30 protein-coding genes are annotated in these 26,173 nt (G+C 39.6%); 16 read left to right on the top strand and 14 right to left on the bottom strand.

Translation table 11 applies throughout. The features are described from left to right. Window position 1: 1 nt before the first annotated feature. Window positions 2–1,000, top strand: coding sequence for a type IX secretion system membrane protein PorP/SprF (locus ACN1CD_RS16480; protein ID WP_419131487.1), 999 nt, complete (start codon window positions 2–4; stop codon window positions 998–1,000). A gap of 95 nt (window positions 1,001–1,095) precedes the next feature. Here the strand turns inward: ACN1CD_RS16480 and ACN1CD_RS16475 are convergent, their stop codons facing one another. Beyond that, the gene (locus ACN1CD_RS16475; RefSeq protein ID WP_419131486.1) at window positions 1,096–1,833 is read right to left on the bottom strand and encodes an SDR family NAD(P)-dependent oxidoreductase; all 738 of its coding nucleotides are present in this window, start codon (window positions 1,831–1,833) and stop codon (window positions 1,096–1,098) included. Window positions 1,834–1,910: 77 nt separating this feature from the next. Continuing rightward, window positions 1,911–2,480 (bottom strand): Crp/Fnr family transcriptional regulator, encoded by a 570-nt coding sequence (locus tag ACN1CD_RS16470; protein ID WP_419131485.1) that lies wholly within the window; start codon window positions 2,478–2,480, stop codon window positions 1,911–1,913. Window positions 2,481–2,619: 139 nt separating this feature from the next. Between ACN1CD_RS16470 and ACN1CD_RS16465 the strand changes: the two genes are divergently transcribed. Both ACN1CD_RS16465 and ACN1CD_RS16460 read left to right on the top strand, forming a co-directional pair. Beyond that, window positions 2,620–3,222 (top strand): Crp/Fnr family transcriptional regulator, encoded by a 603-nt coding sequence (locus ACN1CD_RS16465; RefSeq protein WP_419131484.1) that lies wholly within the window; start codon window positions 2,620–2,622, stop codon window positions 3,220–3,222. A gap of 90 nt (window positions 3,223–3,312) precedes the next feature. Further along, a complete protein-coding gene (locus ACN1CD_RS16460) occupies window positions 3,313–4,128 on the top strand; it encodes a sterol desaturase family protein (RefSeq protein WP_419131483.1) in 816 nt (271 codons plus the stop codon). A gap of 21 nt (window positions 4,129–4,149) precedes the next feature. Here the strand turns inward: ACN1CD_RS16460 and ACN1CD_RS16455 are convergent, their stop codons facing one another. Beyond that, complete coding sequence (locus tag ACN1CD_RS16455) at window positions 4,150–5,025, bottom strand: helix-turn-helix domain-containing protein (protein ID WP_419131482.1); 876 nt, start codon at window positions 5,023–5,025, stop codon at window positions 4,150–4,152. 47 nt (window positions 5,026–5,072) lie between these two features. Here ACN1CD_RS16455 and ACN1CD_RS16450 point away from each other — a divergent pair, with 47 nt between their 5' ends. Then, window positions 5,073–5,273: a hypothetical protein gene (locus ACN1CD_RS16450; RefSeq protein WP_419131481.1), complete on the top strand. Its 201-nt coding sequence runs from the start codon at window positions 5,073–5,075 to the stop codon at window positions 5,271–5,273. A gap of 200 nt (window positions 5,274–5,473) precedes the next feature. Here ACN1CD_RS16450 and ACN1CD_RS16445 read toward each other — a convergent pair whose 3' ends face one another. The 4 genes from ACN1CD_RS16445 to ACN1CD_RS16430 form a co-directional block, all read right to left on the bottom strand. Next, entirely contained in the window at window positions 5,474–5,968 is a 495-nt protein-coding gene (locus ACN1CD_RS16445; RefSeq protein ID WP_419131480.1) for a nuclear transport factor 2 family protein, read from the bottom strand. 21 nt (window positions 5,969–5,989) lie between these two features. Beyond that, window positions 5,990–7,114, bottom strand: a complete 1,125-nt coding sequence (locus tag ACN1CD_RS16440) for an aldo/keto reductase (RefSeq protein WP_419131479.1) — start codon at window positions 7,112–7,114, stop codon at window positions 5,990–5,992. A 170-nt stretch (window positions 7,115–7,284) separates the two neighbouring features. Beyond that, window positions 7,285–8,298 carry an aldo/keto reductase gene (locus tag ACN1CD_RS16435; RefSeq protein ID WP_419131478.1) on the bottom strand — a complete coding sequence of 338 codons (1,014 nt, stop codon included), beginning with the start codon at window positions 8,296–8,298 and terminating at the stop codon, window positions 7,285–7,287. Window positions 8,299–8,410: 112 nt separating this feature from the next. After that, on the bottom strand, window positions 8,411–9,286 hold the full coding sequence (locus ACN1CD_RS16430; protein ID WP_419131551.1) for an SDR family oxidoreductase: 876 nt from the start codon (window positions 9,284–9,286) through the stop codon (window positions 8,411–8,413). Window positions 9,287–9,433: 147 nt separating this feature from the next. Between ACN1CD_RS16430 and ACN1CD_RS16425 the strand changes: the two genes are divergently transcribed. Further along, a complete protein-coding gene (locus tag ACN1CD_RS16425) occupies window positions 9,434–9,811 on the top strand; it encodes a winged helix-turn-helix transcriptional regulator (RefSeq protein WP_419131477.1) in 378 nt (125 codons plus the stop codon). Window positions 9,812–10,051: 240 nt separating this feature from the next. Here the strand turns inward: ACN1CD_RS16425 and ACN1CD_RS16420 are convergent, their stop codons facing one another. Continuing rightward, window positions 10,052–11,209 (bottom strand): ATP-binding protein, encoded by a 1,158-nt coding sequence (locus ACN1CD_RS16420; protein WP_419131476.1) that lies wholly within the window; start codon window positions 11,207–11,209, stop codon window positions 10,052–10,054. Window positions 11,210–12,092: 883 nt separating this feature from the next. Between ACN1CD_RS16420 and ACN1CD_RS16415 the strand changes: the two genes are divergently transcribed. The 3 genes from ACN1CD_RS16415 to ACN1CD_RS16405 all read left to right on the top strand — a co-directional run bounded on the left by ACN1CD_RS16415 (window position 12,093) and on the right by ACN1CD_RS16405 (window position 13,131). After that, the gene (locus tag ACN1CD_RS16415; RefSeq protein ID WP_419131475.1) at window positions 12,093–12,419 is read left to right on the top strand and encodes a DUF6616 family protein; all 327 of its coding nucleotides are present in this window, start codon (window positions 12,093–12,095) and stop codon (window positions 12,417–12,419) included. Between the two features lie 252 nt (window positions 12,420–12,671). After that, window positions 12,672–12,923, top strand: coding sequence for an aldo/keto reductase (locus ACN1CD_RS16410; protein ID WP_419131474.1), 252 nt, complete (start codon window positions 12,672–12,674; stop codon window positions 12,921–12,923). A gap of 1 nt (window position 12,924) precedes the next feature. After that, entirely contained in the window at window positions 12,925–13,131 is a 207-nt protein-coding gene (locus ACN1CD_RS16405; protein ID WP_419131473.1) for a helix-turn-helix domain-containing protein, read from the top strand. 29 nt (window positions 13,132–13,160) lie between these two features. On the opposite strand, the gene budA is transcribed toward ACN1CD_RS16405, so the two are convergent. The 3 genes from budA to ACN1CD_RS16390 form a co-directional block, all read right to left on the bottom strand. Then, entirely contained in the window at window positions 13,161–14,744 is a 1,584-nt protein-coding gene (gene budA, locus ACN1CD_RS16400) for an acetolactate decarboxylase (RefSeq protein WP_419131472.1), read from the bottom strand. Between the two features lie 13 nt (window positions 14,745–14,757). Then, window positions 14,758–15,765, bottom strand: a complete 1,008-nt coding sequence (locus tag ACN1CD_RS16395) for a zinc-dependent alcohol dehydrogenase family protein (RefSeq protein WP_419131471.1) — start codon at window positions 15,763–15,765, stop codon at window positions 14,758–14,760. 122 nt (window positions 15,766–15,887) lie between these two features. Continuing rightward, on the bottom strand, window positions 15,888–16,526 hold the full coding sequence (locus ACN1CD_RS16390; protein ID WP_419131470.1) for an NAD(P)H-dependent oxidoreductase: 639 nt from the start codon (window positions 16,524–16,526) through the stop codon (window positions 15,888–15,890). 121 nt (window positions 16,527–16,647) lie between these two features. Between ACN1CD_RS16390 and ACN1CD_RS16385 the strand changes: the two genes are divergently transcribed. Beyond that, window positions 16,648–17,031 (top strand): winged helix-turn-helix transcriptional regulator, encoded by a 384-nt coding sequence (locus tag ACN1CD_RS16385; RefSeq protein ID WP_419131469.1) that lies wholly within the window; start codon window positions 16,648–16,650, stop codon window positions 17,029–17,031. Between the two features lie 20 nt (window positions 17,032–17,051). Here ACN1CD_RS16385 and ACN1CD_RS16380 read toward each other — a convergent pair whose 3' ends face one another. Together ACN1CD_RS16380 and ACN1CD_RS16375 are read right to left on the bottom strand one after the other, a co-directional pair. Beyond that, window positions 17,052–17,960 carry an AraC family transcriptional regulator gene (locus tag ACN1CD_RS16380; protein WP_419131468.1) on the bottom strand — a complete coding sequence of 303 codons (909 nt, stop codon included), beginning with the start codon at window positions 17,958–17,960 and terminating at the stop codon, window positions 17,052–17,054. Between the two features lie 363 nt (window positions 17,961–18,323). Then, window positions 18,324–18,707 (bottom strand): winged helix-turn-helix transcriptional regulator, encoded by a 384-nt coding sequence (locus tag ACN1CD_RS16375; protein WP_419131467.1) that lies wholly within the window; start codon window positions 18,705–18,707, stop codon window positions 18,324–18,326. Window positions 18,708–18,813: 106 nt separating this feature from the next. Between ACN1CD_RS16375 and ACN1CD_RS16370 the strand changes: the two genes are divergently transcribed. Then, the gene (locus tag ACN1CD_RS16370; protein ID WP_419131466.1) at window positions 18,814–19,686 is read left to right on the top strand and encodes an SDR family oxidoreductase; all 873 of its coding nucleotides are present in this window, start codon (window positions 18,814–18,816) and stop codon (window positions 19,684–19,686) included. Window positions 19,687–19,907: 221 nt separating this feature from the next. On the opposite strand, the gene ACN1CD_RS16365 is transcribed toward ACN1CD_RS16370, so the two are convergent. Beyond that, on the bottom strand, window positions 19,908–20,258 hold the full coding sequence (locus ACN1CD_RS16365; RefSeq protein ID WP_419131465.1) for an MmcQ/YjbR family DNA-binding protein: 351 nt from the start codon (window positions 20,256–20,258) through the stop codon (window positions 19,908–19,910). 260 nt (window positions 20,259–20,518) lie between these two features. Here ACN1CD_RS16365 and ACN1CD_RS16360 point away from each other — a divergent pair, with 260 nt between their 5' ends. The 6 genes from ACN1CD_RS16360 to ACN1CD_RS16335 all read left to right on the top strand — a co-directional run bounded on the left by ACN1CD_RS16360 (window position 20,519) and on the right by ACN1CD_RS16335 (window position 26,106). Next, window positions 20,519–21,538: a sensor histidine kinase gene (locus tag ACN1CD_RS16360; RefSeq protein WP_419131464.1), complete on the top strand. Its 1,020-nt coding sequence runs from the start codon at window positions 20,519–20,521 to the stop codon at window positions 21,536–21,538. Further along, window positions 21,538–22,317 carry a LytR/AlgR family response regulator transcription factor gene (locus tag ACN1CD_RS16355; RefSeq protein ID WP_419131463.1) on the top strand — a complete coding sequence of 260 codons (780 nt, stop codon included), beginning with the start codon at window positions 21,538–21,540 and terminating at the stop codon, window positions 22,315–22,317. Before ACN1CD_RS16360 ends, ACN1CD_RS16355 begins: the two co-directional genes overlap by 1 nt. 95 nt (window positions 22,318–22,412) lie before the next feature. Next, window positions 22,413–23,228, top strand: coding sequence for a sterol desaturase family protein (locus ACN1CD_RS16350; RefSeq protein WP_419131462.1), 816 nt, complete (start codon window positions 22,413–22,415; stop codon window positions 23,226–23,228). Between the two features lie 410 nt (window positions 23,229–23,638). Then, window positions 23,639–23,941, top strand: coding sequence for a hypothetical protein (locus tag ACN1CD_RS16345; RefSeq protein ID WP_419131461.1), 303 nt, complete (start codon window positions 23,639–23,641; stop codon window positions 23,939–23,941). Between the two features lie 36 nt (window positions 23,942–23,977). After that, the gene (locus tag ACN1CD_RS16340) at window positions 23,978–25,027 is read left to right on the top strand and encodes an alpha/beta hydrolase (RefSeq protein ID WP_419131460.1); all 1,050 of its coding nucleotides are present in this window, start codon (window positions 23,978–23,980) and stop codon (window positions 25,025–25,027) included. A gap of 14 nt (window positions 25,028–25,041) precedes the next feature. Next, window positions 25,042–26,106: a serine hydrolase domain-containing protein gene (locus tag ACN1CD_RS16335; protein WP_419131459.1), complete on the top strand. Its 1,065-nt coding sequence runs from the start codon at window positions 25,042–25,044 to the stop codon at window positions 26,104–26,106. Window positions 26,107–26,173 lie beyond the last annotated feature (67 nt).

The following is a 26,173-nucleotide window of genomic DNA, read 5'->3' as shown; positions in this document are numbered from 1 at the left end:
TATGATAAAATATATAAACATGAGCATTTGGAGAGGAATATTTTTTGTTTTAATTATGATTACATCAGCTGCTAAGCTTTTGGCGCAGCAGGATGCCCAGTTTGGGCAATATGTATTTAATGGCCTATACATTAACCCTGCCTATGCGGGTTATAAGGAAGAACTTTATCTCCAGGCTTTTGCAAGAGCACAATGGACAGGCGTTCGGGGAGCGCCACAAACCCTTTCCCTATCAGCAGATGAGGCAATTAAAGATGAAAGTTTAGGCATTGGCATGATCATCACCAAAGATAAAATTGGCGCACAAAATAGTTTAAATGCATCGGCAAACTTTGCCTACCGGATAAAACTCGATCGTACTGAAACCAATATCCTTGCCTTTGGTTTAGGCGTGGGCGTAATCCAATCTTCCTTAAACGGCAATTTGTTAGACCCTATCGAAGAGGGCGATAACCGCATCATTACAGGAGTGGTAAATCAAACCATGCCCGATGTACGGGCCGGTGTACATTATTCTAACGAAAAGTTTTTTATCGGTTTTTCTGCCAACAACCTCCTGACTAAATCATTATCCGTATTTAGCGATTATAATGCGCTTAACGTAAAAGTTCAACCCCATTTCTACCTCACTGCAGGCATGGCATTTCCTGTAAATGTGGATTTTGTTTTTAAACCCACATTTTTAATTAAAGATGATTTACATGGCCCAACCTCATTAGATTTAAATGCGTTTTTATTGATTAAAGAGCGTTTCTGGCTTGGTGCAGTTTACCGAACCTCGGTAAAACTTTACCCTAAAGAAAACCTGCAGCGCGGCTTGAACAGTAAGGCGGCGGTTGGTTTCATCAGCGAATTTTTTATTCGGTCTAACCTGCGCATTGGTTATGGTTATGATTATAGCCTGAATAAACTGAGTAATTACGATTACGGCTCGCATGAAATTTCGGTAGGCTATTATATCGAAACTAAAAAGAGCCGGAGACCGAAGTGTTATTTTTAAGTTTTGCAATAAATTAATTTATATTTCAATGGCCAGCAATTTACGGGCCATTGAAATGATGATTAACACCGCTTCCGGCATCTTTTAAGAAAAAACTACCAGGGGCTGATGCCGCTTTCATCTTTTATATCATTGCTAAAAAACTTTCCGGTTGCACCAGATTCATTAGTAAGGGTATGTTTTACAATAAAAGAGGCTGCACTTTCCACAGAGCCTGATCCACTATGCTGGTTAAAATCTGTAGCGGTATAGCCCGGATCAATTACATTCACCTTAAAAGGAAGATCTTTTAATTCATAAGCCAGCACAATAGTATAGGCATTTAACGCAGCTTTTGACGGTCCGTAAGCTGCAGTTTTAACGTGATAATAATCCCAGGAAGGGTCATTATGAAGGGTTAATGATCCAAGTCCGGAGGTGATATTACTAATTCTCGGACTGTCAGAATTTTTAAGTAAATCCAGAAATGCCTGTGTTACACTAATTACGCCGAAAAAATTGGTATTAAAAACGTCCTGAATGTTTTCGACAGGTGTTTCGGCAGCGGTTTGTGGATTATCGCCGAGAATCCCTGCATTGTTGATCAGGATATCCAGTTTTCCCTGCTCCTTTTCTATGCTGTTTTTGGCTACCAATATGGATTCGGGATTGGTGACATCAATTGCGATTGCTTTAATATTTTCATACCCCTGCAGGTGGAGACCATTTACAATCGCTTCTCCTTTTTCGAGATTACGGCTTCCCAGATAAACGAATAATCCTTTTGCTGAAAGCTGTTTGGCGGTTTCTAGACCAATGCTTCTGTTGGCTCCTGTTATTAATACTGATTTCATTTTCTATTTCTTTAATTTGATGCGGTAAAGTTGCATCAATTGATTCTGGAATCATTTGCCATAAGGCAAAAAGCGATTTACCGGATATTTTTTCTGATTCTGCTCAGTGAAGATTGCGTAACCCCCAGATAAGAAGCAATATAGGAAAGTGGAATGCGGTTAGCTACGGTTGGGTAAATTTCGAGGAATTTAAGATAGCGTGTGGTGGCATCTTCTGATACTAGTGGACTCCTTCGCTCTACCTTTTGAATCAGTGCCCGGGAAATGATTTTATGAACGATGGTTTCAAAACCTACAATGGTTTGCAACAGCTCCTGCCAGTCTTTTTTCTGAAAAACGATTAAGGTACAATCGGTAACGGCCTGCACATAGGCACCCGAATAAATCTCCAGATCAAAACTTTCCAAGTCTACAACCAGGTTATTTTCCTCAATAAAATACTTGGTAATTTCTTCACCCTTGTTGTTATAATAGCACACCCTAACTATGCCTTCTACCACAAAACCTACTTCCCGGGCAATTTTTCCAGCTTCAGAAAAATATGCATTGTTGGTTAGTTGCATTTTAACAGCCTTGCTGGATATAAAGTCGATCTGTTGTTGATTGAGATTTCCGAACCTCAGGATAAATGCAAATAATTCTTTCATGCATGTAAGTTAGTCAAAGTACACTTTGAACCCCTTGCCATTTGGCAAAAAATGAGCTGCAATAAATAATACTTTGCAAGCTTGCCCCGGAATCTCTAATTTAGCCATATGCCGTTATGCCGGCTGTTGGTATTTACGTATGGGAACTTCTATAGATACATTGCAGGAATTATTGTTTGATCTGGCTGGTGTGCTGCCGGCCGATACACAGCCTTTGTTTGCAATGACTACCCAGGTACTGCTGGAAGCGAATGAAGCCTACATTCGGGAGGGAGAAAACACAAGACGACTTGCCTTTATTGAACAAGGAGTAATGCGTACCTATACGATAAAAGAGAATGGCGATGAGGCTACACTGCTTTTGCGTTGGGAAGGCCAATTTATTGCTTCGCACGATACCATTATTAACCGCCAGCCTTCCCGCTTTATTTACCGGGCGCTGGAGCCGGTAAAACTGTTACAAATAGATTATGATGTTTTAGAAGAAATACTGAAAACCCATCCGGAATATGAACCGCTTCGAAACTTCTTTCTGATGAAAATGCTGGCAGAATCTTTAAAAATGCTGGAATCTTTTGTAACACAATCGCCCGAAGAACGTTATCGCGAACTGCTTGCAGAACGCTTTGATCTGGTAAACCGGGTTCCGGATAAATATATCGCCTCTATGCTCGGCATTACTCCGGTATCGTTAAGCCGCATCCGCAAAAGGATGCACACCAGAGGAAAAACATCCACTTAAATTATCTTTTGTTAAGCACCTAAATTATCCTTTGTTAACTGGCCATAGGCGATCTGCTTTTTACTTTTGGAGTAGAAAAATGATATGAATATGGAAAAGATAATAGAAGTAACGCTCAGTATTTTTAGTGCTTCGGCCATCAGGTATTTTATACTGGCGGGTATCCCCTTTGCGCTGTTTTACCTGCTCATGCCTGCAAAGCTGAGTAAATTTAAGATTCAGCAAAAAATCGCATCTAAAAAAGATTTTATGTACGAGGTATGGCATTCCCTGCAGAGTACGCTGGTATTTACGCTAATTGCCGTTGGTTTGGTGTTTACGCCTTTACGTCAGTATACCAGAATTTACGAAAACATTACCGACTTTCCCATCTGGTACATTGGTGTTGCCTTATTGCTGAGCCTGATTATTCATGATACTTATTTTTATTGGATGCACCGTTTATTACACCATAAAAAATTATTTAAACTTACCCATTTGGTACACCATAAAAGCACCAACCCATCCCCTTGGACCGCATACAGTTTTCATGTACTGGAAGCCATTACCGAAGGATTGGTATTGGTACCAATTGTAATTCTGTTGCCTATGCATCCGCTCACCATCCTCCTGTTTACAGTAACAGGCTTTATGATTAATGTTTACGGCCACCTCGGGTATGAAATTATGCCGAAATCGTTCCGCTACACCAGGGCATTTGAAGTGCTGAATACTTCGGTGCACCACAACCTGCACCACAGTAAATTCAAAGGAAATTATGGACTATACTTTCGCTTCTGGGATCGTATGATGGGTACAGAACATCCCGATTATGTAAAAGAATACGACAGATTGCAACAACAGCGCTTTGGCAAAGTTGCAGAAGAACAAAGCAAAACTTCAGCAGGAATCTTCCTGAAGCGTTAATGAAAAATTGAAATCCAGAGGTCAAGATTTTTCATCTCGGTATTGCTTTGGTGTTATCCCCACATACTTTCTGAAAAGACGGACAAAGTAATTCGGCGTTTCAAATTTTAATTGATTGCTGATCTCTGCAACGGATAAGCTGGTGTAGTTGAGTAGGTTTTTTGCTTCCTGAATAACCCGATTTAGTATATACGATTTGGAAGTAGATCCTAAATACTCTTTCGCCATCCTGTTTAGATAATTGGCCGTTATAAAAAGTTTATCAGCAAAGAACTGAACATCATGTGATTGTAGATAATGTTCATCCACCAGTTTTACGAAGGCCTGGATATGCCTGTTTGCCTGTTCTTCCTTCGTATTTGTATATATGGTTTTGACCGCTACGGCCTCTGCCCGTTCAAGAAGTGCCAGGATTAGATACAACAATGCCCGCAGAACATGTTCACTACTGGTAACGCCCAATTGAATTTCACCTTTTATTTGCTCCAGATAGGCTACAACTTCTTTAAACAGCTTTTTCTTAAGCCGGATCAACGGAGAAGAGCGACCATGTTTCAGATACCTGAATTTGTTTAAAAACTGTTTATCGTTGAAGAAGGAAAACAGAAATTCTTCTTCAAATAGCAATACATAGCCTTGCATTGCGGTCTGTTTTGGCCAGCTCCAGATTTCACCAGGAATAGAACAGATCACATCCCCTGCGCTAACATGCAATTCAGTTTGATTGATAAAAACGTTTTCACTTCCATTGGTTATAAAAGTGATATCATAAAAAGTAAGCCTGTGGATGGGTTCTTTTTCTATATACTTATTGATTTCAGCAATCGGAACAATATCTATCAGTAAAGTTTTCCCATATTTTTCATTGATAAAATGATACTGAACTATTGATTTCATAACGATTAAGATAAATAAATTTTCGGAAACTGTTCTTTATCTCAAAAGTGATCTTGCAGGATTTGGAGGAATACAATAATTTTGTATCCGAAAAATTGGCAACCATTCTAAATGTTGGTAAGATACAAAGTTCCTTCGTAATCGATGAAATTAAGCACGCTACTATTCTGCCGATCAGGCACCCAAATAAGACTGGTCAAAAAAGGTTCAGTATACTTCCCAGAAATACAAATAACTGTATTCAGTAAGCATCACTGTACCTTTTTTACTTAAATTTAAAGTAATCTTGATCAACATTAATAGTTTACTAGAATTTCTATATACTATTAACCAGTCTGCTCCTATCCAATGTCGTCGTTCGCCTTAAGATAAGAGGTTTCTTTCTTTTCAAATGAATAAAAACATCCAACCAGTCATTTGGAAAAAAAAGTTAGATAGTTTTTCCGATCTATTTCATTAATAAAGCCCCATCCCAATGCTCATCCGCTTTCCCATTCACAAAACGCCATTGGTCAAACCAAGTGGTGGTATAGGTTTTTGAAGGGTCAGTTGGATGTTTTTCCTCTTTTACGAAGGCAACAGTTACCAAATCTCCTTCAGCTACAACCGATACTACCTGGGTTTTCATTTTTTTAGGAATCGGTGTTGGTTTTACTTTCAATATCTGGGTAAAAAAATGTATTACTGCCGCTCGTCCGTTTCCGGCATTAGGGTTGTGCTGGATATATCTTTCTGTCAGGTATTTATCGGCCATTTCCCAATGATTGGCTTCCAAAAGATCTTTTACAATGTGATATGCTGCCTGTTTGTTTTTGTGCAAAACCGGATTTTTGCTGGTGAAAAGTGCATCGGGATTTTTTGCCGCTGTTACCGCATCCTGTGCGTGAAGACTGCCGAAAGCGCATAGAGCGAACAAAAGATTGGTGATAAGTATTTTTTTCATTTTTGAGTAATTAAATGTTTTTTAAATTTTAGGAACAGCAGCCTGCTGCTCGATTATTTTTCTTTTTTTGAGTTCTGCCCAGAATTCGTTGGGAATTTTTACGGACATCGACTGAATGTTTTCAATTGCATGTATGGCATTGCTGGTCCCGGGGATTACGGCAGCCACTTCGTCGGGAGCGGCAGAAAACTGCAACGCTGCGGTACGAACATCTATACGGAATTTTGCAGCCACTTCTTCTATTACTTTCAGTTTTGCAGCCATCTCTGCCGGAATATCGTTACCATAGTTGAAACGTCCGCGACCTGCCAGAAAACCATAATTTAGCGGAGCTCCGATAATACCCTTCACGCCTGTTTTTTTCATTTCGGGGAATACTTCATTAACTACCTCAGCGTGGTCCACCATACTGTATTTCGTGGCAATAAGCATAAAATCGGGGTCCGATTGTTGTATGGTCGGAACAATGGCATTGGGCAGGTTCACTCCCAATCCCCAACCTTTGATGATGCCTTCCTGACGCATTTTGATGAGTTCTGGCATCGCACCCTTAAGCGCAATTTTCAAATATTCTTCATATTGGTTGCCCAGTGTATCTGGCGAAAGGTCGTGGATGAAAGCGACATCCAGATAAGGTACGCCCAATCTTTGCAAACTGTCTTCTACCGACCTTCTTGCTCCCGCAGCGGTATAATCATAATGGAATTTAAAATTTAGGGGGCCACACCAAAGCGGACTGAGTTTGTAGTCAGGGTCAGGGTCCATAATACGTCCTACTTTGGTAGAAAGGATATATTCTTTGCGGTCTTTACCGTAGAGAAAATGCCCCAAACGTCTTTCGCTCAATCCCATTCCATAAAAAGGAGAGGTATCGTAATACCGTAATCCAGTATTCCAGGCGGCTTCAAAAGCGGCTTCGATTTGTAAGTGGCTGTTTTCCTTAAAAATATTTCCTGCAGCGGTTCCGCCTATTCCGAATTTTTCCGGGAAAACAAATTTGCCTAATTGCTTCAGGTTATCGGGGAAATCTTTTCGGGCAGTTTCAATTTTTTCTGTAAGAGGCATTGCGGAAAGCGATGCTAACGGAGCCGCAGCCAAAAAGGCGGCTGCTTTTACGGAATCTGAGATGAATTTTCTTCTGGACATAATGGATTAGTATTTTTCACTATTAAGACTCACAAAGGCTTTATTATTAATTCTACTATTTGCCACAGATTAAAAACGATTTAAAATCTGTGAATCTGCGGCAAAATTTCTCAGATTAATTTTTCCAATTTAACCTTGCAGACCTCCAGTCTATTGTGGTTTATTTCATTTTAAAGCCTGTTCGCAGTTTGCATATCAATCATCCAATGTGGATATTCGGGTGTCAATTCGCTAACTTCATCCAGTTTTTGGAGTTCATCTGAAGTAAGTTGTACGTTAACGGCATTCATATTATCGGCCAGTTGTTCGGGCTTGTTTGCTCCCACAATTACAGATGTTACCGCCGGTTGGTGCAACAGCCACGCCAATGCAATCTGCGCCACAGTTACCTGCTTTTCGTTGGCAATTACTTCCATCACATCAATAATATCGAAAGCTTTATCAAGCTTTATCGGTGGGAAATCGAACTGTGCCCTTCGACCTTCAGTAAACTCGGTGTTGCGGTTATATTTTCCACTCAATAATCCGCCTGCCAAGGGACTCCAAACCATCAGTCCCAGTTTTTGGTCTAACAAAAGCGGGACAATTTCACGTTCTAAATCTCTTGCGGCAACGGTATAATAAGCTTGCAGCGATACGAATTTGCTCAGATGGTTTTGTGCCGAAATACCCAGGGCCTTCATAATCTGCCAAGCGGCGAGGTTGCTGCATCCAATGTAACGGACTTTCCCGTTTTTCACCAGAATATCCAGGGCTTCCAATGTCTCTTCCAACGGTGTTAAAGGGTCAAAAGCGTGTATTTGGTACAGGTCGACATAGTCTGTTTCGAGACGTTGCAGGCTTTCGTCGGCCTGTTGCAGAATTTGCTTTCTGCTGAGACCGATATTGTTGATGCCTTCGCCCATTTTACCGCACACTTTGGTAGCTAAAACCAAATCGTAGCGGTTCAATCCGAGGTCTTTGATGGCCTTTCCGGTCATCTGCTCGCTCAATCCTTCGCTATAAACATTGGCAGTATCAATAAAGTTGATGCCTCCATCTACGGCTTGTTTTACTAGTCCGTTTACCTGCTCCTGTGGCAAAGTTCCAATGGCTGTCCAGAAACCGCCGCCACCAAATGTCATGGTTCCCAGGCAAAGTTCGGATACCTTAAGCCCAGTGTTGCCCAATTGTTTGTATTTCATCTGTTTATTTTTATTTTCTTAATGGTCAGATGGAGCTTGCCATGATTAAAATATCATTCTCATATGTGTTTAATCATTATTTTAATCATGGAAGGTTCATAATTTATAAAAATTATAATCCGTAAATCTCTTTTAAGCTTTGTTTCAAATCGGCAGGCTTGTGTCCCAGCAATTGTGCTAAATCGCTGCTCACTGTTTCGTGTTGTCCGTTTTTAATATCCGTAGCAAAAGCCGCCATTAAACCGATAAATTCCTCCGGAACACCGAATGTTTTAAGCTGTGCTGTATAAACTTCTACAGGCAAATCGTTGTACACTACATTTTTACCAGAAAGATCACTCAAAGTTTGGGCTACATCAGTGAACGAGTAAGCCTGGCTTCCTGTAATGTCATAGATTTTGTTCTCATGGCCATCTTGTACCAATACTTTTGCAAGTGCTTTACCAATATCGCTCCGCAAAGCAAAAGCTGTTTTTCCATCGCCAGCAGGTGCCGTAATGCCGTTTTCAAAAACCTGTTCGCCACCGTACATTGGAACTACATCTGTATAAAGGTTATTCCTGAAAAATGTATAAGTCAGCCCACTTTGCTTAATATAATCTTCCGTCTGGAAATGGCTCTGCATCAGGAACTGGTTGGCAGAACTGTCGAAATCCTTTAAAGAAACACTGGTGTAAACAATGTGTTTTACGCCTTTTTTCACAGCAGTATCTACCATGTTTTTATGCTGCCCCAAACGGTTTACAGGGTCTGAACCTGAAATCAGCAATACCTTTTCAATTCCCTGCATGGCTTTCTCCAATGCTTCTATATCGTCAAAATCACCAATGCGGATTTCTATACCTTTGTATATTATATCCCCAGCTTTCTCTTTGTTTCTTACCAATGCTACGATGTTTTCAGCAGCTGTTTCTTTCAATAATTGCCCGGCAACAATTTTTCCTAAATGGCCTGTAACGCCTGTTACTAAATTTTGCTCATAGTAAATTGATTAAATGTCTAAATTGCGTACCAAAGAATATTTAATTACTTTTGGTAAGTCAAAGATAATTAGTTACTGGAGGCTAAGCAAGAAGGCACAGAAAGGTTTTATACTTACCTTGAAGTATGTAGTGTTGAAAATCAGCAGTTTAAAATGAACAATAGCGAAAAAAATTTTGAAGAATGCACGGGACAATGCCCGATCAGGAATGTGCTTGACCGTATCGGCGACAAATGGTCGATGCTTGTCTTGCTTATTTTAGGGAGCACAAATAAAATGCGTTTTAATGAACTGCACAAGGGCGTAGGGGATATTTCGCAAAAGATGCTGACCGTAACTTTAAAAACATTGGAGGCTGATGGGCTGGTAAAGCGAACAGCGTTTCCTGAAATACCACCCAGAGTAGAATATAACCTTACGGAAAGAGGCCGCTCCTTGATACCTCACCTAAAAAGCCTGACCCAGTGGGCAGAAGACAATATGCCTGGAATTGAGGAATCGAGGGAATTGAAAATTAAAGCCTCTTTGTAAAAAAGAAGAATTCAGTAACCCATTCAGGAAGAAATAGTTACATGTTTTACGCAGTACTTGAATACATTTTTGTATGGAAGAGTCAGTGCTGTAAATCTTATTAATACTATGAAGTATATATTTAAGTTCTGAAATTTCTTTTAATGTATGCCAAATATATATGACCTCATCAATATCAAGAGAAAGCTCTAAATACAAATGTTTATATTGCTTATTATAGTTAAAGCAATAATAAACACATTAAATTCGTGCTTCTGAACTATTCCAAGGTACAATTTTCAATCCATTGCTTCTATTTTGAACTTGCTCGCCATTATAAATGACTACTCCTCCTTCTGTACCAGATATCTTTTGCCAGAACTTAAAATTCTTAAAAAATTCTGGAGTAATAGTTTTTCCTGATTTAATTTCTACCGGATGCAGCGTCCCTCCATTATCTATAATCACATCCATTTCATTACCAGAACTGTCTCGCCAAAAATACAAGTTCATTGGTTCATTTTTATTATATCTGGTTTTAATCATATCTGTAATTACATGATTTTCAAATAAATTGCCTAGCGCCGAGTGTGTTTTTAGCTGATCAGCATGTTGAATCCCCAATAGTGAGCAGGCCAAACCAGTATCATAAAAATACAATTTTGGCATTTTTACCAAACGTTTGTTAAAGTTCTGGTGATGTGGCTTAAGCAGGTAAATAATAAAACTACTCTCCAGCACACTAATCCACGAACTTATTGTTTTTGCATCTACGCCTGTTTCATTGGCCAAACTAGTCACATTTAACAATTGCCCAATTCGTCCGGCACAAAGTTTTATAAACCTTTCAAAAGCCCCTAAATTATTTACATTTTTAATTTGTCGTACATCGCGTTCAACATAAGTTCGAATATAATTTGACAGCCATCTATTTGGGGAAATTTGATTGTCATATATAGGAGGATATCCTCCGTTGTATATAGCCTCTTCAATGCTTTGTTGCTTATTAGTGATTGTTCCGATTTCTTCCGTAGAAAATGGTAAAAGATATAAATAACCTATCCTACCAGCCAGGCTTTGAGAGATATTCTCCTGTAGCAAAAAATTGTTAGATCCAGTTAATATAAATTTTCCTTTTTCTATATCTTCATCTAATACCTGTTGTAAATAAGAAAATAGTTCAGGTACACGCTGTGCTTCATCAAAAATAGCCCCATCGGAATACTGTGCTAAAAAGCCTCTCGTATCTTCTGTTGCAAATAATCTATTATCCAAATTTTCAAGTGAAACATATTGCTTATTAGGAAATACAGTTCTGGCTAGGGTTGTTTTCCCAGACTGTCTAGGGCCTACAATGGCTATAGCTTTAAATTGGCTTGCCAAAAGTTTAACTTCTTCTTCTGCAGTACGAGTAATCATATACAAATATAGCCAACAATAATTAATTTTCTTACAAATCCGGAATCCAATTCCGGAATAACAGGAATTCAATTCCGGATTTGTAAGAAAACATCCAGATTGAATAAGGAAAAAAAGTATAATATTATTGTTGCAAAACTGCTAAAAGATAAATTAGTATTACTTAATGTAAGGACATTCTAAAAGTGTTAATCTATAGTTTTACAGCATATTACTCTTCAGATAATAACCACCTAAAAGGTCCTTGAATATCTAAAAAAAATCAGTTATTAGCCAAATTCAATGATAGGGCCCGAACCAAAAAAACCAGCGGTGTAGGTCCAAAAATGCGTTTTTGAATATATCTACATTTGTGACATCAAAACATAGAACCACATTTCTTATAGCCATCTTTCTTATAAATAACTAAGCAGTTTTTCTCAGAACTGCTCTAAAAATTCGTCGTCTGTTGCTGTGCGAAATTAGAACCATTTTATTGACGAATTGATTGAAATAGGCGGTTTTCTAAAATTTCAGAAGAATAATAACCATCCATCTTAGGTACATTTTTTTTATATCTTATTTTATCTACACCTTAAACTATAAAAGACTAATTCAGGATTAATTTTTCATTAAACGTCTGAAAAGCATAAAAAAACAAGCAGTTACTTAAGGTAAATAATTTTGACGATTGTCTTTCAAAATTGCAACAGATATCATCAGCAGCATTGATACGATATGATGCGATCAAATCAATAGACCAGCTTAAAAGCACCAATAGTGACATCATTAGCACGATTTGTCTATTCCCTACTATTTTCAGAGCTAATATCTTTGTGAGCAGTTGCTTATTACAAAAAAATATTTATAAGTATCATTTAAAAAATCATTAAACAAAAGCACAATGAAGTATTTTATCGAACTTTTTACACCAACACAAGCCTGGCTTGATCTAAACAAAGAAGAGAGAGCCGCTTACCTTGCTCACATTAATGAGTCTGCAAAGGGCCTAATGGACCAGGGAGTAGCAATCATCAGCATGAACGAAAATGACCAGGATACCCTTCATCGTGCTGACTACAATTTCTTTGTCGTTTGGACTGTACCAACTGATGAGCTTGCAAATGGGGTTCAAGACCTTATGGCAAATTCGGACTGGTTTAACTACTTTGACCAGATAAATCTGAAAGGCGATTCTACGGATATTTTTGAAAAGCTGATTAATCTCTAATTTCAAAAGTTTGGTAACGAATTTGGTTGTATTACATTTATGTAAAAGAATGTTCCAGTTGATTGGGGCATTTTTTTACATAAAAATACCTGTCAAAAAATATTCCTGCCGTTTTGCTTAATAGCATAAGATCGCTGCTAAAAAAGCAAAGCGTTTATTTCAAGAGATTTTTTGGATACAATCCCAAGTGATTTGGACACTTTTAATCGGCTTGCCCAACATAACTTCGTTATAAATTAAAATAACAAATCTATGAGCAACATTAAAGAAGTGAAATTAGGCAGTCAAGGATTAGTTGTTCCTGCATTAGGTCTTGGCTGTATGGGTATGACAACAGGCTTCGGGGGAGATATCTATGGAAAAGCAGATGAGAAAGAAGCGATCGCTACCATCCATCGTTCATTGGAATTGGGCGGTAGTTTTTTGGACACGGCAGATATATATGGTCCTTTTCTTAATGAACAGTTGATTCCATCTTTTTGTATCTGCCAATTACCTGAATGATATGCTCAAAAATCTTACCGGGCAGACCACACAGCAACACCTGCACAATTATTTTATCGAGCAGGCAAAAGAACTGCTTACTACAACCAAATTATCGGTAAATGAAATTGCCTACCAATTGGGTTTCGAATATCCGCAGTCTTTCAACAAGCTATTCAAAAAGAAAACATTAATGACACCACTTCAATTTAAACAGTCATTTAATTGAGTGATTCAATAACATCAAGTCTTTGAACTTTATCTCCCTTGTTCTACACGCTTTAAAGCTTCATTGTCTTTAGTGTTAAATTTGAAAGTCTGAAAGTCTTTGTCTATTGGTATATTCAGCTCAAAACTTTTCAGTTCGGCAATTTCTATTGTTAAGTTTCCTGCCCTGAAGTCCAAAACGTGTCCGCCCTGTGTCTTTTCCGTAGAAAGAAAATGAAAATGAAATCCTTTGACATTAATACCGTTGAGGTATTCGGGCAGATGATAACCGACCAGAGTACCGTGAGTATCTGAAAACTCAAAAAACTTTTGGGTATCCAAAATAGCCGTAATCACAGGTAATGGTTCATCTTGTACAGGTGGAAATGCCCTTGTTTTTATGTGGTCGAAATGCCCTGATATTTTAATGGCATACATTGAATTTTTATTTTTCATCTTCTTGCCTATCAGTTCCAAAAGGGCTTTTTCTCCAATTGTATCTTGTACGTTAAAAACCGTATCGGCTTTAAAGAACGTTGTAAACAACATCGAAGTTTTAAAATCGTTGTCTGGTTCAATGGTTTCGCCTGTGGCTTTGGTCTGATATACTTTGCCGTCAAGCATCGTCAATTCTCCGTCCAGCATATCGGGTGCACCTAAGCCAAAATCGCCTTTTAGTTTCAGTTCTTTCAGTGGCAAAGTGCCTTTGTATAAACCGCCCACAAAAGCGTCGGCCACACCATATTGATATAATTTGTTGTATTGATGTTTTTGGTTCGTTTCCAATTCCTTTTTGTCTGTAATGATGACCTTATTTTTCAGCATTTGAGGCATATAGATTTTTTGAGTGGTTGGGTTGTAATAGATATCCGCAATACTTTCTTCGGTTAATAGCATTTTGGCTTGCTGAGTTTTCAAATCATAAATCCAAAGTTTACCAAAACCTTTGGTGGGAAATGTGACCCAATCAGAAATCAATAAATGGCTATCATTTATCCATTCCACTCCATCAAAAAAGCCATTGGCAATATTGGGAAGTGCTTGAAAATTTCCATTACCTGTTTTGGTGTAAACAGCACCCTCACCTAAAATTTTTCCGTTGGTACAAACTACCAACCGTTTTGTGTTCTCATCATAATTAATGCCGTTTGCAGTGGGTAGATTGCCGATTATTTCAAAGGTTTTATTTTTGGTATTTACTTTATAAATATTGCCTGAAACTGTTTCTGTAACACCGATAAAGCCATTTTCCAGATGGCAAACATCATTTAAAACAACAGCTTGTGGTATAATAAGTTCAAATACCGTTTTCTTTGTATTGATGTCAAAACCTACTATTCTGTCTAAATCTGCCACATACAAAATACCGTTGGCAACCGCCATTCCTTTCGGAGCATTCAATATACCATTCTGAGGAAGAAATTTTTGGTTGATTAATTTTCCGTCTGCCGAGATTTCACTGATATAACCATCGCCATCTTTATTCAAAAAGTCTTGTCCCTGATTGGATACAAAAAAGCGTTTGCCGTCCGATGTTATGCTTTCGGGCATTGCAAACCCGCTGATGGTTTGTTGAGAAAAACCTTTTAAAACAAGGCAGATGAGTATTACGGTTATTATATTTCTTACTTTCATTGCTTTGATTGTTTTAAAATTTGATGACTACTTTTCCGAAAACACTACCCGATTTTAATCTCTGAAATGCTTCCTGTGTTTGTGCTATGGGGTAAATGCTATCTAAAACAGGTTTAAGATTGTTCTTTTCAATGGCATTCACCAAATCTCCCAATTCCTGTGCATTGCCTACGGAATAGCCTTGCAGGCGGATATAGTTCATAATGAGCTGGAATACATCAAAGGCTAATTTGCTCCCCGACATAAAACCTACCAAGCCCACAAAACCGTGTTCTCTAACGGAAAGAATACTTTGCTCAATCGTTTCACTTCCAGCTACATCAAGCGTTACATCTACACCTACGCCGTTGTTCAGCCGTTTTGCTTCCTTGCTCCATTCGGGAAAATCTTTGTAATTGATGACTTCATCAGCTCCTAAATCTTTGAGCTTTTGCTCCTTTTCCTTGCTTCCTGTGGTTGCAATGACTTTTAGGCCCGACATCTTTGCGATTTGCAAGGCAGCCAAAGAAACGCCTCCGCTTCCCTGTATCAGAATGGTTTGCCCTGCTTTGATGTTGGCTTGTGTGATGAGCATTGCCCAAGCGGTTAAGCCTGCAACCGAAAGAGATGTTGCTTCTTCATCGGTCAGGTTTTCAGGCGTACGTACCAGTGTATTTTCAGGCTGTACGGTAAATTCTGCCAACGTTCCCGAAGTTTGCAAGCCTGTTCTCAGCGTATTGTGGTAAGTTGTAATTTTGCCTGCTTCCCAACGTGGAATAAATGGAATAAGCACACGATCACCTTTCTTCCAGCGGGTTACGTTTTTCCCAATGGCTTCAACTATGCCCACACCCTCAGAAACTGGAACAAACGGAAGCGGGATATTGAAGCCTGCTGTATTTTCTACGGTAAGCAAATCAAGGTATTGCAGAGAAACTGCTGTGGTTCTAACTAATATTTCATTTTCGACAATTTCGGGTGTCGGTATTTCGGCTATCTTTAAATATTCTATGCCGTAATTTTCTAATTGTATTGCTTTCATAAATCAAAATTTAATGAAGCGAAATTAGATACAGTTGTTTTTTAAAAATTATGCTAATCAAACGGGTTGTTATGATATGGAAACAAAGAAGTGTGCCGAATGAAAACAGAATGGATGAGCGTTTATATAAAAATGTTTTTCAAACGTTTTTCCCACTTTTCCAGCACGGCTTTCCGTTCTTCGTCGGTAATGCGTTCGATAGAAAAATGTATTTCGGATTGCAGGACAGAAAAACCGACAAATTCAAGAATACCTGTTTGGATAGGATGCAATATTTGATTAGTGCTGCCGTATTTCGTTGTCACGTAATTCTTTTCAGGGCCACCTGTCGTTACAGATAACAAGGCTTTCTTGCTTTTCAGCATACCGTTATCATAAATTCGTCCATTATCATAAAAGCTTCCCATTGCAAAAACTTTATCCACCCAGCCTTTCAATATCGCAGGGACAGAAAACCACCAGAGCGGAAACTGCCAAATCATCAAATCGCACCAGAACACTTTATCTTGTTCTGCAACTATATCATCTGCAAAAGCATTGTTCCCATACGCGAAAAGCTCTTCGCTTTGCTGACTGAAATAGGCTTCATTTTTTGCACTTGTGAAATTTTGCCTGCCCGAAACAGGATTGAAATTCATTTGGTACAAATCCGATGTTCTTACTTCGTGACCGTTTTCTAGTAATGTTTTTATTGCTGAATAATACATTGCGGCATTAAAACTTTGGGGTTCTGGGTGTGCCAATACGATTAGAATTTTCATTGTCTTTAATTTTGGTTGATTTATACTTAATTTGAACTATCATAATTATAGTTGCAAAACTAATTTTAGTAGAATACATTTGCAATAACTATCCAAATCGATAGGTTAAAAAAAGGGCAGTATGAAAACAGAATGTATTGGCGATTACGTAAAGCTGAATGGAAAAATTTATCCCTGTACAGTAAGCCTGACAATGGATTTGGTGGGTGGAAAATGGAAAGCTGTTATCCTTTACCACTTAAAGGACGAACCAAAAAGGTATAATGAACTCCGCAAGGAAATGCCGTCTGTCACCGAGATGACATTGAGTTTGCAGTTAAAACAACTGGAAAAAGATGGTTTGGTATCAAGAAAAGTCTATGGCAAAAAACCACCCGTAAAAGTGATTTATAGCCTGACTGATTTCGGCAAAACTTTTGCACCAGTTTTAGAAGCGATTACGCAATGGGGCAATCAGGTCGTAAGCGAAAAAGGCGAGTTTATTCCTGCCGAACAGAACCTGTAACAGGGTTTAAATGCTGTTATTTAAACCATACTTACTCCGATTTCTTTCCTGAATTGCAAAGGTGTAATACCTGATTGCTTTTTGAAAAAAATGATAAAGTTCGATGAATGTTCAAAGCCTAAACTATAACCAATTTCAGCAATATCCCAACTGCTGAACTGCAATAATGCTTTTGCTTCTTTTGTAATACGTTCGGCAATCCAATCCGTGGTGGTTTTGCCAGTTGTTTCTTTTAAGCCACGGTTCAACGTATTGGTATGCACGTTTAGTTGTGCCGCAAATTCGTTGGCGTTTTTGAGTTTGATGATTTGACTTGGTGAGTCTATCGGGAATTGCCTCTCCAACAATTCCAGAAATAACGTAACTGTGCGTTCGGAAGCGTTTGTGGGTTGATAAAACGTTTCTGGCGGTTGTATCTTCATGGCCTCGTGCATCACAATCTGCACGTAACTTCTCAGTAAATCATATTTATTCGCATAGTCTGATTGTATTTCACGAAACATATTCTCAAAAATACCGCTTAACAATCTTGCGCTTTCATCTGTCAGCAAAAAGATATGATTACCACCAATTTTAAACAATGGAGATTGCGATAGGCTTTCTGCCTTAAGGTTTTGATTCACAAAATCCTCTGTGAAAAGGCAAAAATAACCTGTCTGATTTTCTGTTGTCGGTTCCCAGGAATAGGGAATAAGCGGATTCATAAACGTAATGGTATTCCCATTGATTTTAATGGCTTTATCTGCCGATGAAATAATGCCTTCTCCATTTAGTATCAATGATATTTTGTAGAAATCCCTGCGATTAGGCGGTAAAGAAGTAGAGTCGCACGCAAACTCTTCCCTACGATACACGTTGAATTTCCCTGTTTTCGGGTATTCCTGTCCGTGATTGGTATAAAATTCGTTGATCGTCTCTTTACGTTTCATTTTGCAAGTTATGAAATTCAAAACAAATGTAGTTTGGGCTAGAAAGTTCATTTCTACGGTGGCTTCGGTATCAATGACTGAAGATTGGATTATTAAAAGCTAATTATTTCAGGTCATTCAAACAGGGAATCATAAATTCACTGTTAATTGGGCAACATAAAAGAAATAGAAGTTTAAATATTAAAGCACAGTATAAGTTGAAAATTAATTCGGAAAATTTTAAGTTTTTTTCAAGTCGATTCACCCGATTTATGGAAGGTGTTTTACCGACTTTCTTTCTATAGTTTTATCAGTAATCTTCCCAAGATACTGACCAGTTAAGAAACTTGCTCACTTACTATAGAGTAAACAAATTAAAAATCGTTATTCAACTACTGCAATTAAAGCCTGAGCACTTGGCTTTGCAAGCACAGATATTCTATGTTTTATACCCCATTCAATCATTTTATCCATAACTTCTGTAATTGATTTTCCTGATTCGGATAATTCATACTCCACAGTTACAGGTATTGAGTCGTAAACATTTCGAACAATCATTCCATTCAGTTCCAGTTCTTTCAGTTCTTTACTTAACATCCTTGGTGTTATCTTCGGAATATTCCGCTGTATTTCGGTAAAACGCTTTTTGCCAAAAAGGACGGAAGCAATAATTGCTAACCTCCATTTTCCGCTAATTACGTTCATAGTGTCATTTATATGTAACACATATTGCCCTGGACAAGATTTGAAGTTCTTTATACTTTCCATTTTTTCCTCAATTATGAAATTTATCGCTATACTTTAGTATACTACTATACTTTAAGAAGCAAAGGTAATATATCTTTGCTTCACAATATTTAAAGAATTATAAAATATGATTTTAGTAACAGGAGCAACAGGAAATTATGGAAAAGCAACCATCGACTTCCTATTAAAAAAAGGCATTTCGGCAAACAGTATTTCGGCTTTGGTAAGAGATGTGGAGAAAGCGGAAGACTTGAAAACAAAAGGAATTACCTTAAAAATTGGCGATTACGACAACTATACAGCATTGGTAGAAGCCTTCAAGGGCGTTGACAAGTTGTTATTGGTATCAAGTTCTGATGTCGTGAAACGTGGACAACAACACGAGAATGCAGTGAAGGCAGCTATAGAAGCAGGGGTAAAACATATATTATATACCAGTTTTGAGCGAAAAAATGACACCGAAACTTCACCTATTTCCTTTGTTGCAAAATCGCATATTGACACAGAAAATCTGATTAAGGCAAGTGGATTGACTTACACCATTTTTAGAAATAATCTTTATCTCGATGCGTTACCAATGTTTTTCGGAGAACAAGTTTTAACAAGTGGAATATTTTTGCCTGCAGGTGACACAAAATCGGCATTTGCTTTGCGGAATGATATGGCTGAAGCTACTGCCAATGTATTGACGAGCGAAGGACACGAAAACAAAGAATATTCAATGAGCAACACCGAAAATATATCGATTCAAGAAATGGCTCAGGATTTAAGTGAAATAGTAGGTAGACAAATCAATTATGTAAGTCCTCCAAAAGATATTTACATGGAAACATTAACAGGAGCAGGCGTTCCAACTGAATATGTTGGAATGTTTGCAGGTTTTGCCGAGGCCATTAAGCAAGGAGAATTTTCAACTGAAAAAACAGATTTAGAAAATCTTTTGGGCAGAAAGCCAATGACTGCAAAAGCGTTTTTAAAAGAAGTTTACACCTCTAACTAACATCTTCGAAATCAGAACTTTATAGCGAACAGTTTAAAATTGTTCGCTATAATATTTAACAGGCTAAAAAAGGCATACAACAGCAGTAGCCATTACGCAACCTTTCCAGATAATATAAATTTCTAAAATAATTACCTAGTCTAATGACTTCTAAAATCTATCCACTACCATCTTGATATACTGATCAATTTAAATTTCATCTAACAGAATTTATAAAGACCTTATTTATTTCCCTTCGATACACCATCTGCAACTAGTTGGTAAGATTTAGTAACCAGATCTTTGATCAATTCCTGCGATACATCCCCATTCAAAGCAACACTTATCCAGTGTTTTTGGCTCAGGTTAAACGGTTTGTCAATGCCCTCATGCCCCCTAAGTTCATCAACAAGGTTAGGGTCACATTTTAATGTACAACGATCAAATTTATCGAGGTCGAACAAACAGAACATCTTCTTACCCACGTAAAATACGAGGATAGACTGCGAATTTTTAAAGAAACCCTCGAAAGGCATACCCTCTCGTGTATCAGGAAATGACAGACAGAAATCTCTAAACTCTTCTACATTCATATCATATATTTGTCGGTCTTGTGAAAAAGCTTGTCGACAATAAATTGGGATTTCGCTGAAAGTAATGGAACGCCCTGTTGACGGTAAAGAGTAAAGGTAAGGGACTACGAACCTAATTTCAAAATGTAAACAAAATGATCAAACACCATAAATGCAGTTGTTTTATTTTCAACTCTTCATTTGAACACTTCACCTATTTGTTTTATCAGTTTCACCTGCTCAACATATCGGCAACGGAAATATAATGGCTACTTTCGTCTATGGATAAGAACGAACTCCGTATTTGCGGTTACAGCTCCTTATTGATTGCCCTGATGGTGAATTCTGCCCGTTTACTGGCTTTACGGACTAGTGGGGTCATGGCGCACTACTGGCAGTTCGACCTGGGTGAACTGACTTTCCAGTTCTTTTTAAACCTGATCTTTTGTGGCTTACTATTTTACCTGAACCTGGAAAAGGGCACGGGTTTCGCCAGTTATCGGGAACAAAAGCGCTATGGTATTTATTTCGGTGCCAACGTTTTTTTAATCTTTTTGCTTATAGTTGCTGGCAATTTCCTCCAATATGCCCTTTTTGCGGGTAACCACTTAACGGGCTTGCACCGAATGGGGTATTTTGCCCGTTTCGGTCTGAGTGCCATCCTTATCGGCATTATCATCAGGATTATCCTGCTACTCAGGGAAGCCAAACAAAAGGACAAAGACCATGAACAGTTAAAAAGCGCGTACCTGGAAGCGCAACTAAAGCTGCTGGAAGAACAGCTAAACCCGCATTTGCTTTTCAATTCCCTCAGTAGTCTCTCCGGTATTGTCCGGGAAGACCCGAAGCTGGCGCAGTTCTATATTTTTCACCTGTCGAAAGTATTCAGGAATGCGCTCCAGCGATCCGGCACAGCGCTGGTGAGCGTTGCCGAGGAGCTGGAAACGCTCAGATCTTATGCGCAACTGTTGAACATGCGCTTTGAAAAGGCTTTCCGCCTTGAAATTGAGATCGGACAGTTTGATCTCAATGCCCGAATCCCGCACCTTTCCTTACAACCCCTATTAGAAAATGCCGCCAAGCACAACTCCGCTACCGCTGATCATCCTTTGGTTGTACGTATCTATAGAGAAGATAAGTGTTTGATCATCAGCAATAACCTTCAGGAAATGACCCTGCCAGAAAGCAGCACTGGAATTGGGCTGGTTAACTTGAACGAACGTTTTCGCTTGCTGGTGAACCAAGAAATTGAGATCGAAAGAACAAATGAGATGTTTATTGTTAAACTACCTTTGAGCTGATGAAAGCACTACGCATTGTATTGATCGAAGACGAACCGGTTACGGCGCGTAACCTGGCACATATATTGGAACATCTTGACCGAAACATCAGGGTGATCTCCATGCTTACTGGTGTAGACGAGGCAGTGTCCTGGTTCAATACGCATGAGCATGGTTATGACCTGGTTTTTATGGACATCCGGCTCACAGATGGATTATCCTTTGAGATCTTCAAACAGGCACAGATTAACCGGGCAGTAATATTTGTGACCGCTTACAACGATTACGCCATTGAAGCTTTTAAAAATAATGGTATCGACTATATTCTGAAGCCATTTGATGAGCAGGACATCATGCGTGCCCTGCAAAAGTTTGAAACTTTGGTAATGCCATACGGACAGGCACCTGACGGGTCAAAATTTGATCGGCTCATGGAGCAGTTCCAGTCCAGTGTCAAGTCTTATAGGAGATCCTTTCTGGTGCATTACCGTGACAAACTGGTACCGGTAGAAACGGCAAAAATGGCCTGGTTTTACACCAAAAATGAGGTTGTGTATGGTCATACATCCGACGGAAAGCAATATTTTCTGGATCATACGATGGAGCACCTGGAAGAGCAATTGGATCCGCAATTATTCTTTCGTGCCAACCGGCAATTTATCGTTAACCGGATGGCCATCTCTGAAGTTGATTTTTATTTCAATGGCCGCTTGTCCGTAAAAGTAAAACCGGAGCCATCAGAACACATCCTGATCAGTAAGGCGCGTGTGCCGGAGTTTAAAGACTGGATGAACAGCTAAACACTTCACCCCCTGATTTTTCAGTCTCAGCCGATCCGGCCTTTTCCCTTAATGTATTCTTCACCAAATTACATCGTACATTAAAAAACGAAGTAATGAAACATCAAACCGGGCCGTATCACGTTTACATTTTATTGTTCCTGCTACTCTTAATCACTGCGGAGATTATCTGGAGCTGGAAAAAAGGCCGCAATGCTTATGAAGTGAAGGAAACCTTTTCTAACCTTTTGGTATTTGCAGGCTTTCAATTATCTAAATACTTGTTTGCTGGCTACCAATTGACTGTATTGGGATTCTTTGCCCATCTTTCCCCTTTCAAACTGCCGCATAATGTTTGGATATTTTTACTGACGTTCGTAACTGCGGATTTTATCTATTACTGGTTCCACCGCGCATCGCATAGGTGGAAACCGCTTTGGGCTTTCCATCTGATCCATCATTCGGCTATGCACATGAACCTGACTGCTGCTTACCGGCTCAACTGGTTTTCAGCACTCCTTAGCCCGCTGTTCTTTATACCGGCAGCCCTGCTTGGAATGCCATTTGACTTTATCGTGATTTCCTATGCACTCAACCTGGTCTACCAGTTCTTCCTGCATACCGAAGCCATTGGCAAACTGGGCCTGGTAGAAAAAGTGATGGACACACCATCATCGCACCGTGTTCACCATGGCAGCAATCCCATTTACATAGATAAGAATTTTGGCGGTGTGCTGATTATCTGGGACAGGCTGTTTGGTACTTACCAGCCGGAAACCGAGCGGGTGAACTATGGATTAACTACAGGCTTTCTAAGCTATAACCCATTCCGCTTGGTCATGCATGGATTTCTGGGTTGGTTTAAACCAGTCATCTCAACCACATCCATAGTAAATTCAAGCCCTGTTTTAGAAGCTTCAAAGGAAAAATAATAATCGGCATCTTATTTTAAAGTCTTACTTAAAAGCAACTCATTTAATTTCAATATCATGAAGAAAATCCTTTTAATTACAGCCCTGGCATTTATAAGTGCCTCATCAGTGAATGCCCAAACGCATGTTGTTGTAAGAAGAACATCTGCCCGAAAAATTGTAGTCGTTCAAAGACCAGTCATCAGACCCGTTGTGGTCGCACCCGCCAGGGCTGTTGTTATGCGCCCTGTTGTACGCCGGCGCGTAGTCGTTGTTCATTAACCCTCTGTCCATTATTAAATAGTTTAACCACGTAAAACATTAATCAAAAAAACATTAAAAATCAAAAAAACAACTTTAGACTTGCCCTAGCGCTAAGCCTGTTGATGATGCTGTCCACCCAATTGGCCACGGCACAAAATACAACCGGGATGAAGGACAAGACACCGGAAGAAAGGGCACAATTCCAGACCAGTCTGATGAAAACCAAACTTAGCCTGGATTCAGGGCAGCTTAACCATGTACAGGCAATCAACCTGAAGTATGCTTTAAAAAACGACCCAATCATCAAAAGCGACGCTAGCAAACTCTCTAAGTTCAAACAGCTCAAGACCCTCCAAAAGGAAAAGGACGGGGAACTGAAAAAGGTATTCACAGCCGAACAGTATAAGCAGTACCAGGCATTTGAGGAGGAGATGAAAGAAAAAATGAAATCAAAGATGGGTCAACAATAATAGCAGTACTCTTAATTAAATACTTAAAAAGATCCAATGAAATCTATTTTTTTTAAAATGAGCTTTTTATTACTGTTGCTATCCGGATGTTCCAAAAATAGCGACAGTAGCACTGATCCTGTTCCCTTGGATGATGACCTAGCCGGTCCGATCTCCCGTCCTTCGTCCGGCTATGGTGCTGACGGGACCTATAAGGTCGCAGAGATTAGCTTTCCTAACACCGAATATCCAGGCACTCAGGTAACCATCTTTTATCCCGAAGGCACCGCCGTAGCCAGGCCAACGATCTTTTATTCGCACCCTTATGGCGGGGAGGATAAGGAATATAACCGGGGACTGTTTGAGTTCATCGCTAAAAAGGGTTACGTTGTTGTTTTTGTACCTTACCCTACAACTGACATCAGCATTGATCACCGTTATTTGACCTTATGGACAGGTTTTACCAAAGCCGCAGCTGATTACCCGAACATCATCGATACCAAAAAAGTGGGCTTTATGGGCCATTCCTTTGGCGGTGGCGCATCTATAGGATTGTCCTACAAGGCCTTTACTGAAAAAGGATGGGGGCAGGACGGGCGTTTCCTTTTCACGATGGCACCCTGGTACAGTTACCAGATCACGCCGGCGCAACTTGGGAGCTTCCCGGCAAACACCAGAATGATCACGCAGGTCTATGACGAGGATGTCTATAATGACCACCGCCTGGCCATTGACATCTTTAAGAATATCAATATCTCTGATTCGGAAAAAGACTACTATTACCTGAAGCCCTCAACGGTGGCAGGTTATAAATACTCAACGGAGCATAACCTGCCCAATAGCCGCTCTGCTTACGATGCCTACGATTATTACGGGGTTTACCGTTTACTGGATGCGCTGATAGACTACAGCTTTAATGGTAGCCCGGCCGGGAAGAACGTTGCACTGGGCAATGGCTCTACGGAACAAGTGAGTATGCCTGGTTACAATGGGCAGTCTATGGCTCCACTAGAGGTTACCGATAACCCTAGCCCTAAATACGATCCAGGCAAATACCTGTTTCCATGCAACAGCCCGGACAATCCCAGAATCTCTAATTGCAATTAATCAATCCCAATACGATGAAGAAAATAATAGTCTTACTAATTGTCCTGACAGTGTTTGGAAATACCAGAGCCCAACAGCCATTTAACCAGGTAGATCAATGGCTTGCCGAACAGGTTTCCGGTATGGGCGGCCGCCTCATGATGGTGGTTAGCAAGGATGGAAAGATAGTTTACAGCCATGCGGTAAACAAAATGAGCGGAAGAGATAAGATGCTGGTCAGGCTGGTCGCCAAAAAGCAGGGGAAACCAGCGGATCTCAGCGATTATACCTCAAGCACCCGGCAACCAATTGCCAGTTGCAGCAAATGGCTGAGTGCAGCCCTAGTGATGACCTTTGTAGATGAGGGCAAATTAAAGCTGACGGATACCGTTGGCCAATTCTTTCCCATATTGTCTCAAAATAAAAAAGGATCGATCACCATCAGCGAATGCTTGTCACATATGACCGGAATACGATCCCCCGATCTGCGCGAAAACCTGGCGGAAATGAGACAGGTTAACAGTATGGAAGAAGAGATTGGCAAGATCGCAGATTACCCAATGGAAGGACAGCCCGGCAAGGTTTTTCGTTACAGCAATACCGGTCTGCAGATAGCCGGTGCGGTGATCGAAAAGATCAGCGGCAAGAGCTTTGAAACACTGTTTGCCGAGCGCATAGCAATACCGCTGGAAATGAAACATACCGATTTCGGCAAGGGTAAAGTGGCCTTGCCAGCGGGTGGTGCCGTCAGTACAGTCAATGATTATATGAACTTCCTGAACATGATCCTTAACAAGGGAGAGTTTCATGGCAAGCGGGTGTTGTCAGAAAACAGCATTGCACAAATGCAGGTCAACAGGATCACAGCCGATGTTAAAATAGCTTATACACCTGCAGAGGCCGCAGGTATGGGCTATGGCTACGGAGAATGGATAACAGGTAGTGGTGTGCTGAGCAGCCCTGGCCTGTTCGGAGCTTTCCCTTGGATAGATAAGGAGAAAAAGTATTGCGCCTTTTTGATGGCTTTCTACCTGAGATCAGATGGAAGACAGGAAAAGTATAATCAACTCAGGAAACTCGTCGATAAGGCGCTTCAATAAAACAGGCGAATTTTATTACGAATGGCAATACAGCGGATTAATGTTCCTATGAATAACAAATAGTGCT

It is taken from the genome of Pedobacter sp. N23S346, assembly GCF_048515415.1.
Taxonomy (GTDB): Bacteria; Bacteroidota; Bacteroidia; order Sphingobacteriales; family Sphingobacteriaceae; genus Pedobacter.
Note: the sequence above shows the minus strand (reverse complement) of the source record. Positions and strands in the feature narration are given on the sequence as shown.

Excerpts from the sequence above, each read along its gene's own strand:
- ACN1CD_RS16455 (WP_419131482.1), bottom strand. The coding sequence starts at position 5,025 with ATGAAATCAATAGTTCAGTATCATTTTATCAATGAAAAATATGGGAAA.
- ACN1CD_RS16435 (WP_419131478.1), bottom strand. The coding sequence starts at position 8,298 with ATGAAATACAAACAATTGGGCAACACTGGGCTTAAGGTATCCGAACTT.
- budA (WP_419131472.1), bottom strand. The coding sequence starts at position 14,744 with ATGAAAGTAAGAAATATAATAACCGTAATACTCATCTGCCTTGTTTTA.
- ACN1CD_RS16340 (WP_419131460.1), top strand. The coding sequence starts at position 23,978 with ATGAAATCTATTTTTTTTAAAATGAGCTTTTTATTACTGTTGCTATCC.
- ACN1CD_RS16470 (WP_419131485.1), bottom strand. The coding sequence starts at position 2,480 with ATGAAAGAATTATTTGCATTTATCCTGAGGTTCGGAAATCTCAATCAA.
- ACN1CD_RS16335 (WP_419131459.1), top strand. The coding sequence starts at position 25,042 with ATGAAGAAAATAATAGTCTTACTAATTGTCCTGACAGTGTTTGGAAAT.
- ACN1CD_RS16380 (WP_419131468.1), bottom strand. The coding sequence starts at position 17,960 with ATGAAACGTAAAGAGACGATCAACGAATTTTATACCAATCACGGACAG.
- ACN1CD_RS16370 (WP_419131466.1), top strand. The coding sequence starts at position 18,814 with ATGATTTTAGTAACAGGAGCAACAGGAAATTATGGAAAAGCAACCATC.
- ACN1CD_RS16395 (WP_419131471.1), bottom strand. The coding sequence starts at position 15,765 with ATGAAAGCAATACAATTAGAAAATTACGGCATAGAATATTTAAAGATA.
- ACN1CD_RS16410 (WP_419131474.1), top strand. The coding sequence starts at position 12,672 with ATGAGCAACATTAAAGAAGTGAAATTAGGCAGTCAAGGATTAGTTGTT.
- ACN1CD_RS16465 (WP_419131484.1), top strand. The coding sequence starts at position 2,620 with ATGGGAACTTCTATAGATACATTGCAGGAATTATTGTTTGATCTGGCT.
- ACN1CD_RS16440 (WP_419131479.1), bottom strand. The coding sequence starts at position 7,114 with ATGTCCAGAAGAAAATTCATCTCAGATTCCGTAAAAGCAGCCGCCTTT.
- ACN1CD_RS16445 (WP_419131480.1), bottom strand. The coding sequence starts at position 5,968 with ATGAAAAAAATACTTATCACCAATCTTTTGTTCGCTCTATGCGCTTTC.
- ACN1CD_RS16420 (WP_419131476.1), bottom strand. The coding sequence starts at position 11,209 with ATGATTACTCGTACTGCAGAAGAAGAAGTTAAACTTTTGGCAAGCCAA.
- ACN1CD_RS16425 (WP_419131477.1), top strand. The coding sequence starts at position 9,434 with ATGAACAATAGCGAAAAAAATTTTGAAGAATGCACGGGACAATGCCCG.
- ACN1CD_RS16475 (WP_419131486.1), bottom strand. The coding sequence starts at position 1,833 with ATGAAATCAGTATTAATAACAGGAGCCAACAGAAGCATTGGTCTAGAA.
- ACN1CD_RS16460 (WP_419131483.1), top strand. The coding sequence starts at position 3,313 with ATGGAAAAGATAATAGAAGTAACGCTCAGTATTTTTAGTGCTTCGGCC.
- ACN1CD_RS16390 (WP_419131470.1), bottom strand. The coding sequence starts at position 16,526 with ATGAAAATTCTAATCGTATTGGCACACCCAGAACCCCAAAGTTTTAAT.
- ACN1CD_RS16365 (WP_419131465.1), bottom strand. The coding sequence starts at position 20,258 with ATGAATGTAGAAGAGTTTAGAGATTTCTGTCTGTCATTTCCTGATACA.
- ACN1CD_RS16360 (WP_419131464.1), top strand. The coding sequence starts at position 20,519 with ATGGATAAGAACGAACTCCGTATTTGCGGTTACAGCTCCTTATTGATT.
- ACN1CD_RS16385 (WP_419131469.1), top strand. The coding sequence starts at position 16,648 with ATGAAAACAGAATGTATTGGCGATTACGTAAAGCTGAATGGAAAAATT.
- ACN1CD_RS16350 (WP_419131462.1), top strand. The coding sequence starts at position 22,413 with ATGAAACATCAAACCGGGCCGTATCACGTTTACATTTTATTGTTCCTG.
- ACN1CD_RS16415 (WP_419131475.1), top strand. The coding sequence starts at position 12,093 with ATGAAGTATTTTATCGAACTTTTTACACCAACACAAGCCTGGCTTGAT.
- ACN1CD_RS16375 (WP_419131467.1), bottom strand. The coding sequence starts at position 18,707 with ATGGAAAGTATAAAGAACTTCAAATCTTGTCCAGGGCAATATGTGTTA.
- ACN1CD_RS16355 (WP_419131463.1), top strand. The coding sequence starts at position 21,538 with ATGAAAGCACTACGCATTGTATTGATCGAAGACGAACCGGTTACGGCG.
- ACN1CD_RS16345 (WP_419131461.1), top strand. The coding sequence starts at position 23,639 with ATGAAGGACAAGACACCGGAAGAAAGGGCACAATTCCAGACCAGTCTG.
- ACN1CD_RS16480 (WP_419131487.1), top strand. The coding sequence starts at position 2 with ATGATAAAATATATAAACATGAGCATTTGGAGAGGAATATTTTTTGTT.
- ACN1CD_RS16405 (WP_419131473.1), top strand. The coding sequence starts at position 12,925 with ATGCTCAAAAATCTTACCGGGCAGACCACACAGCAACACCTGCACAAT.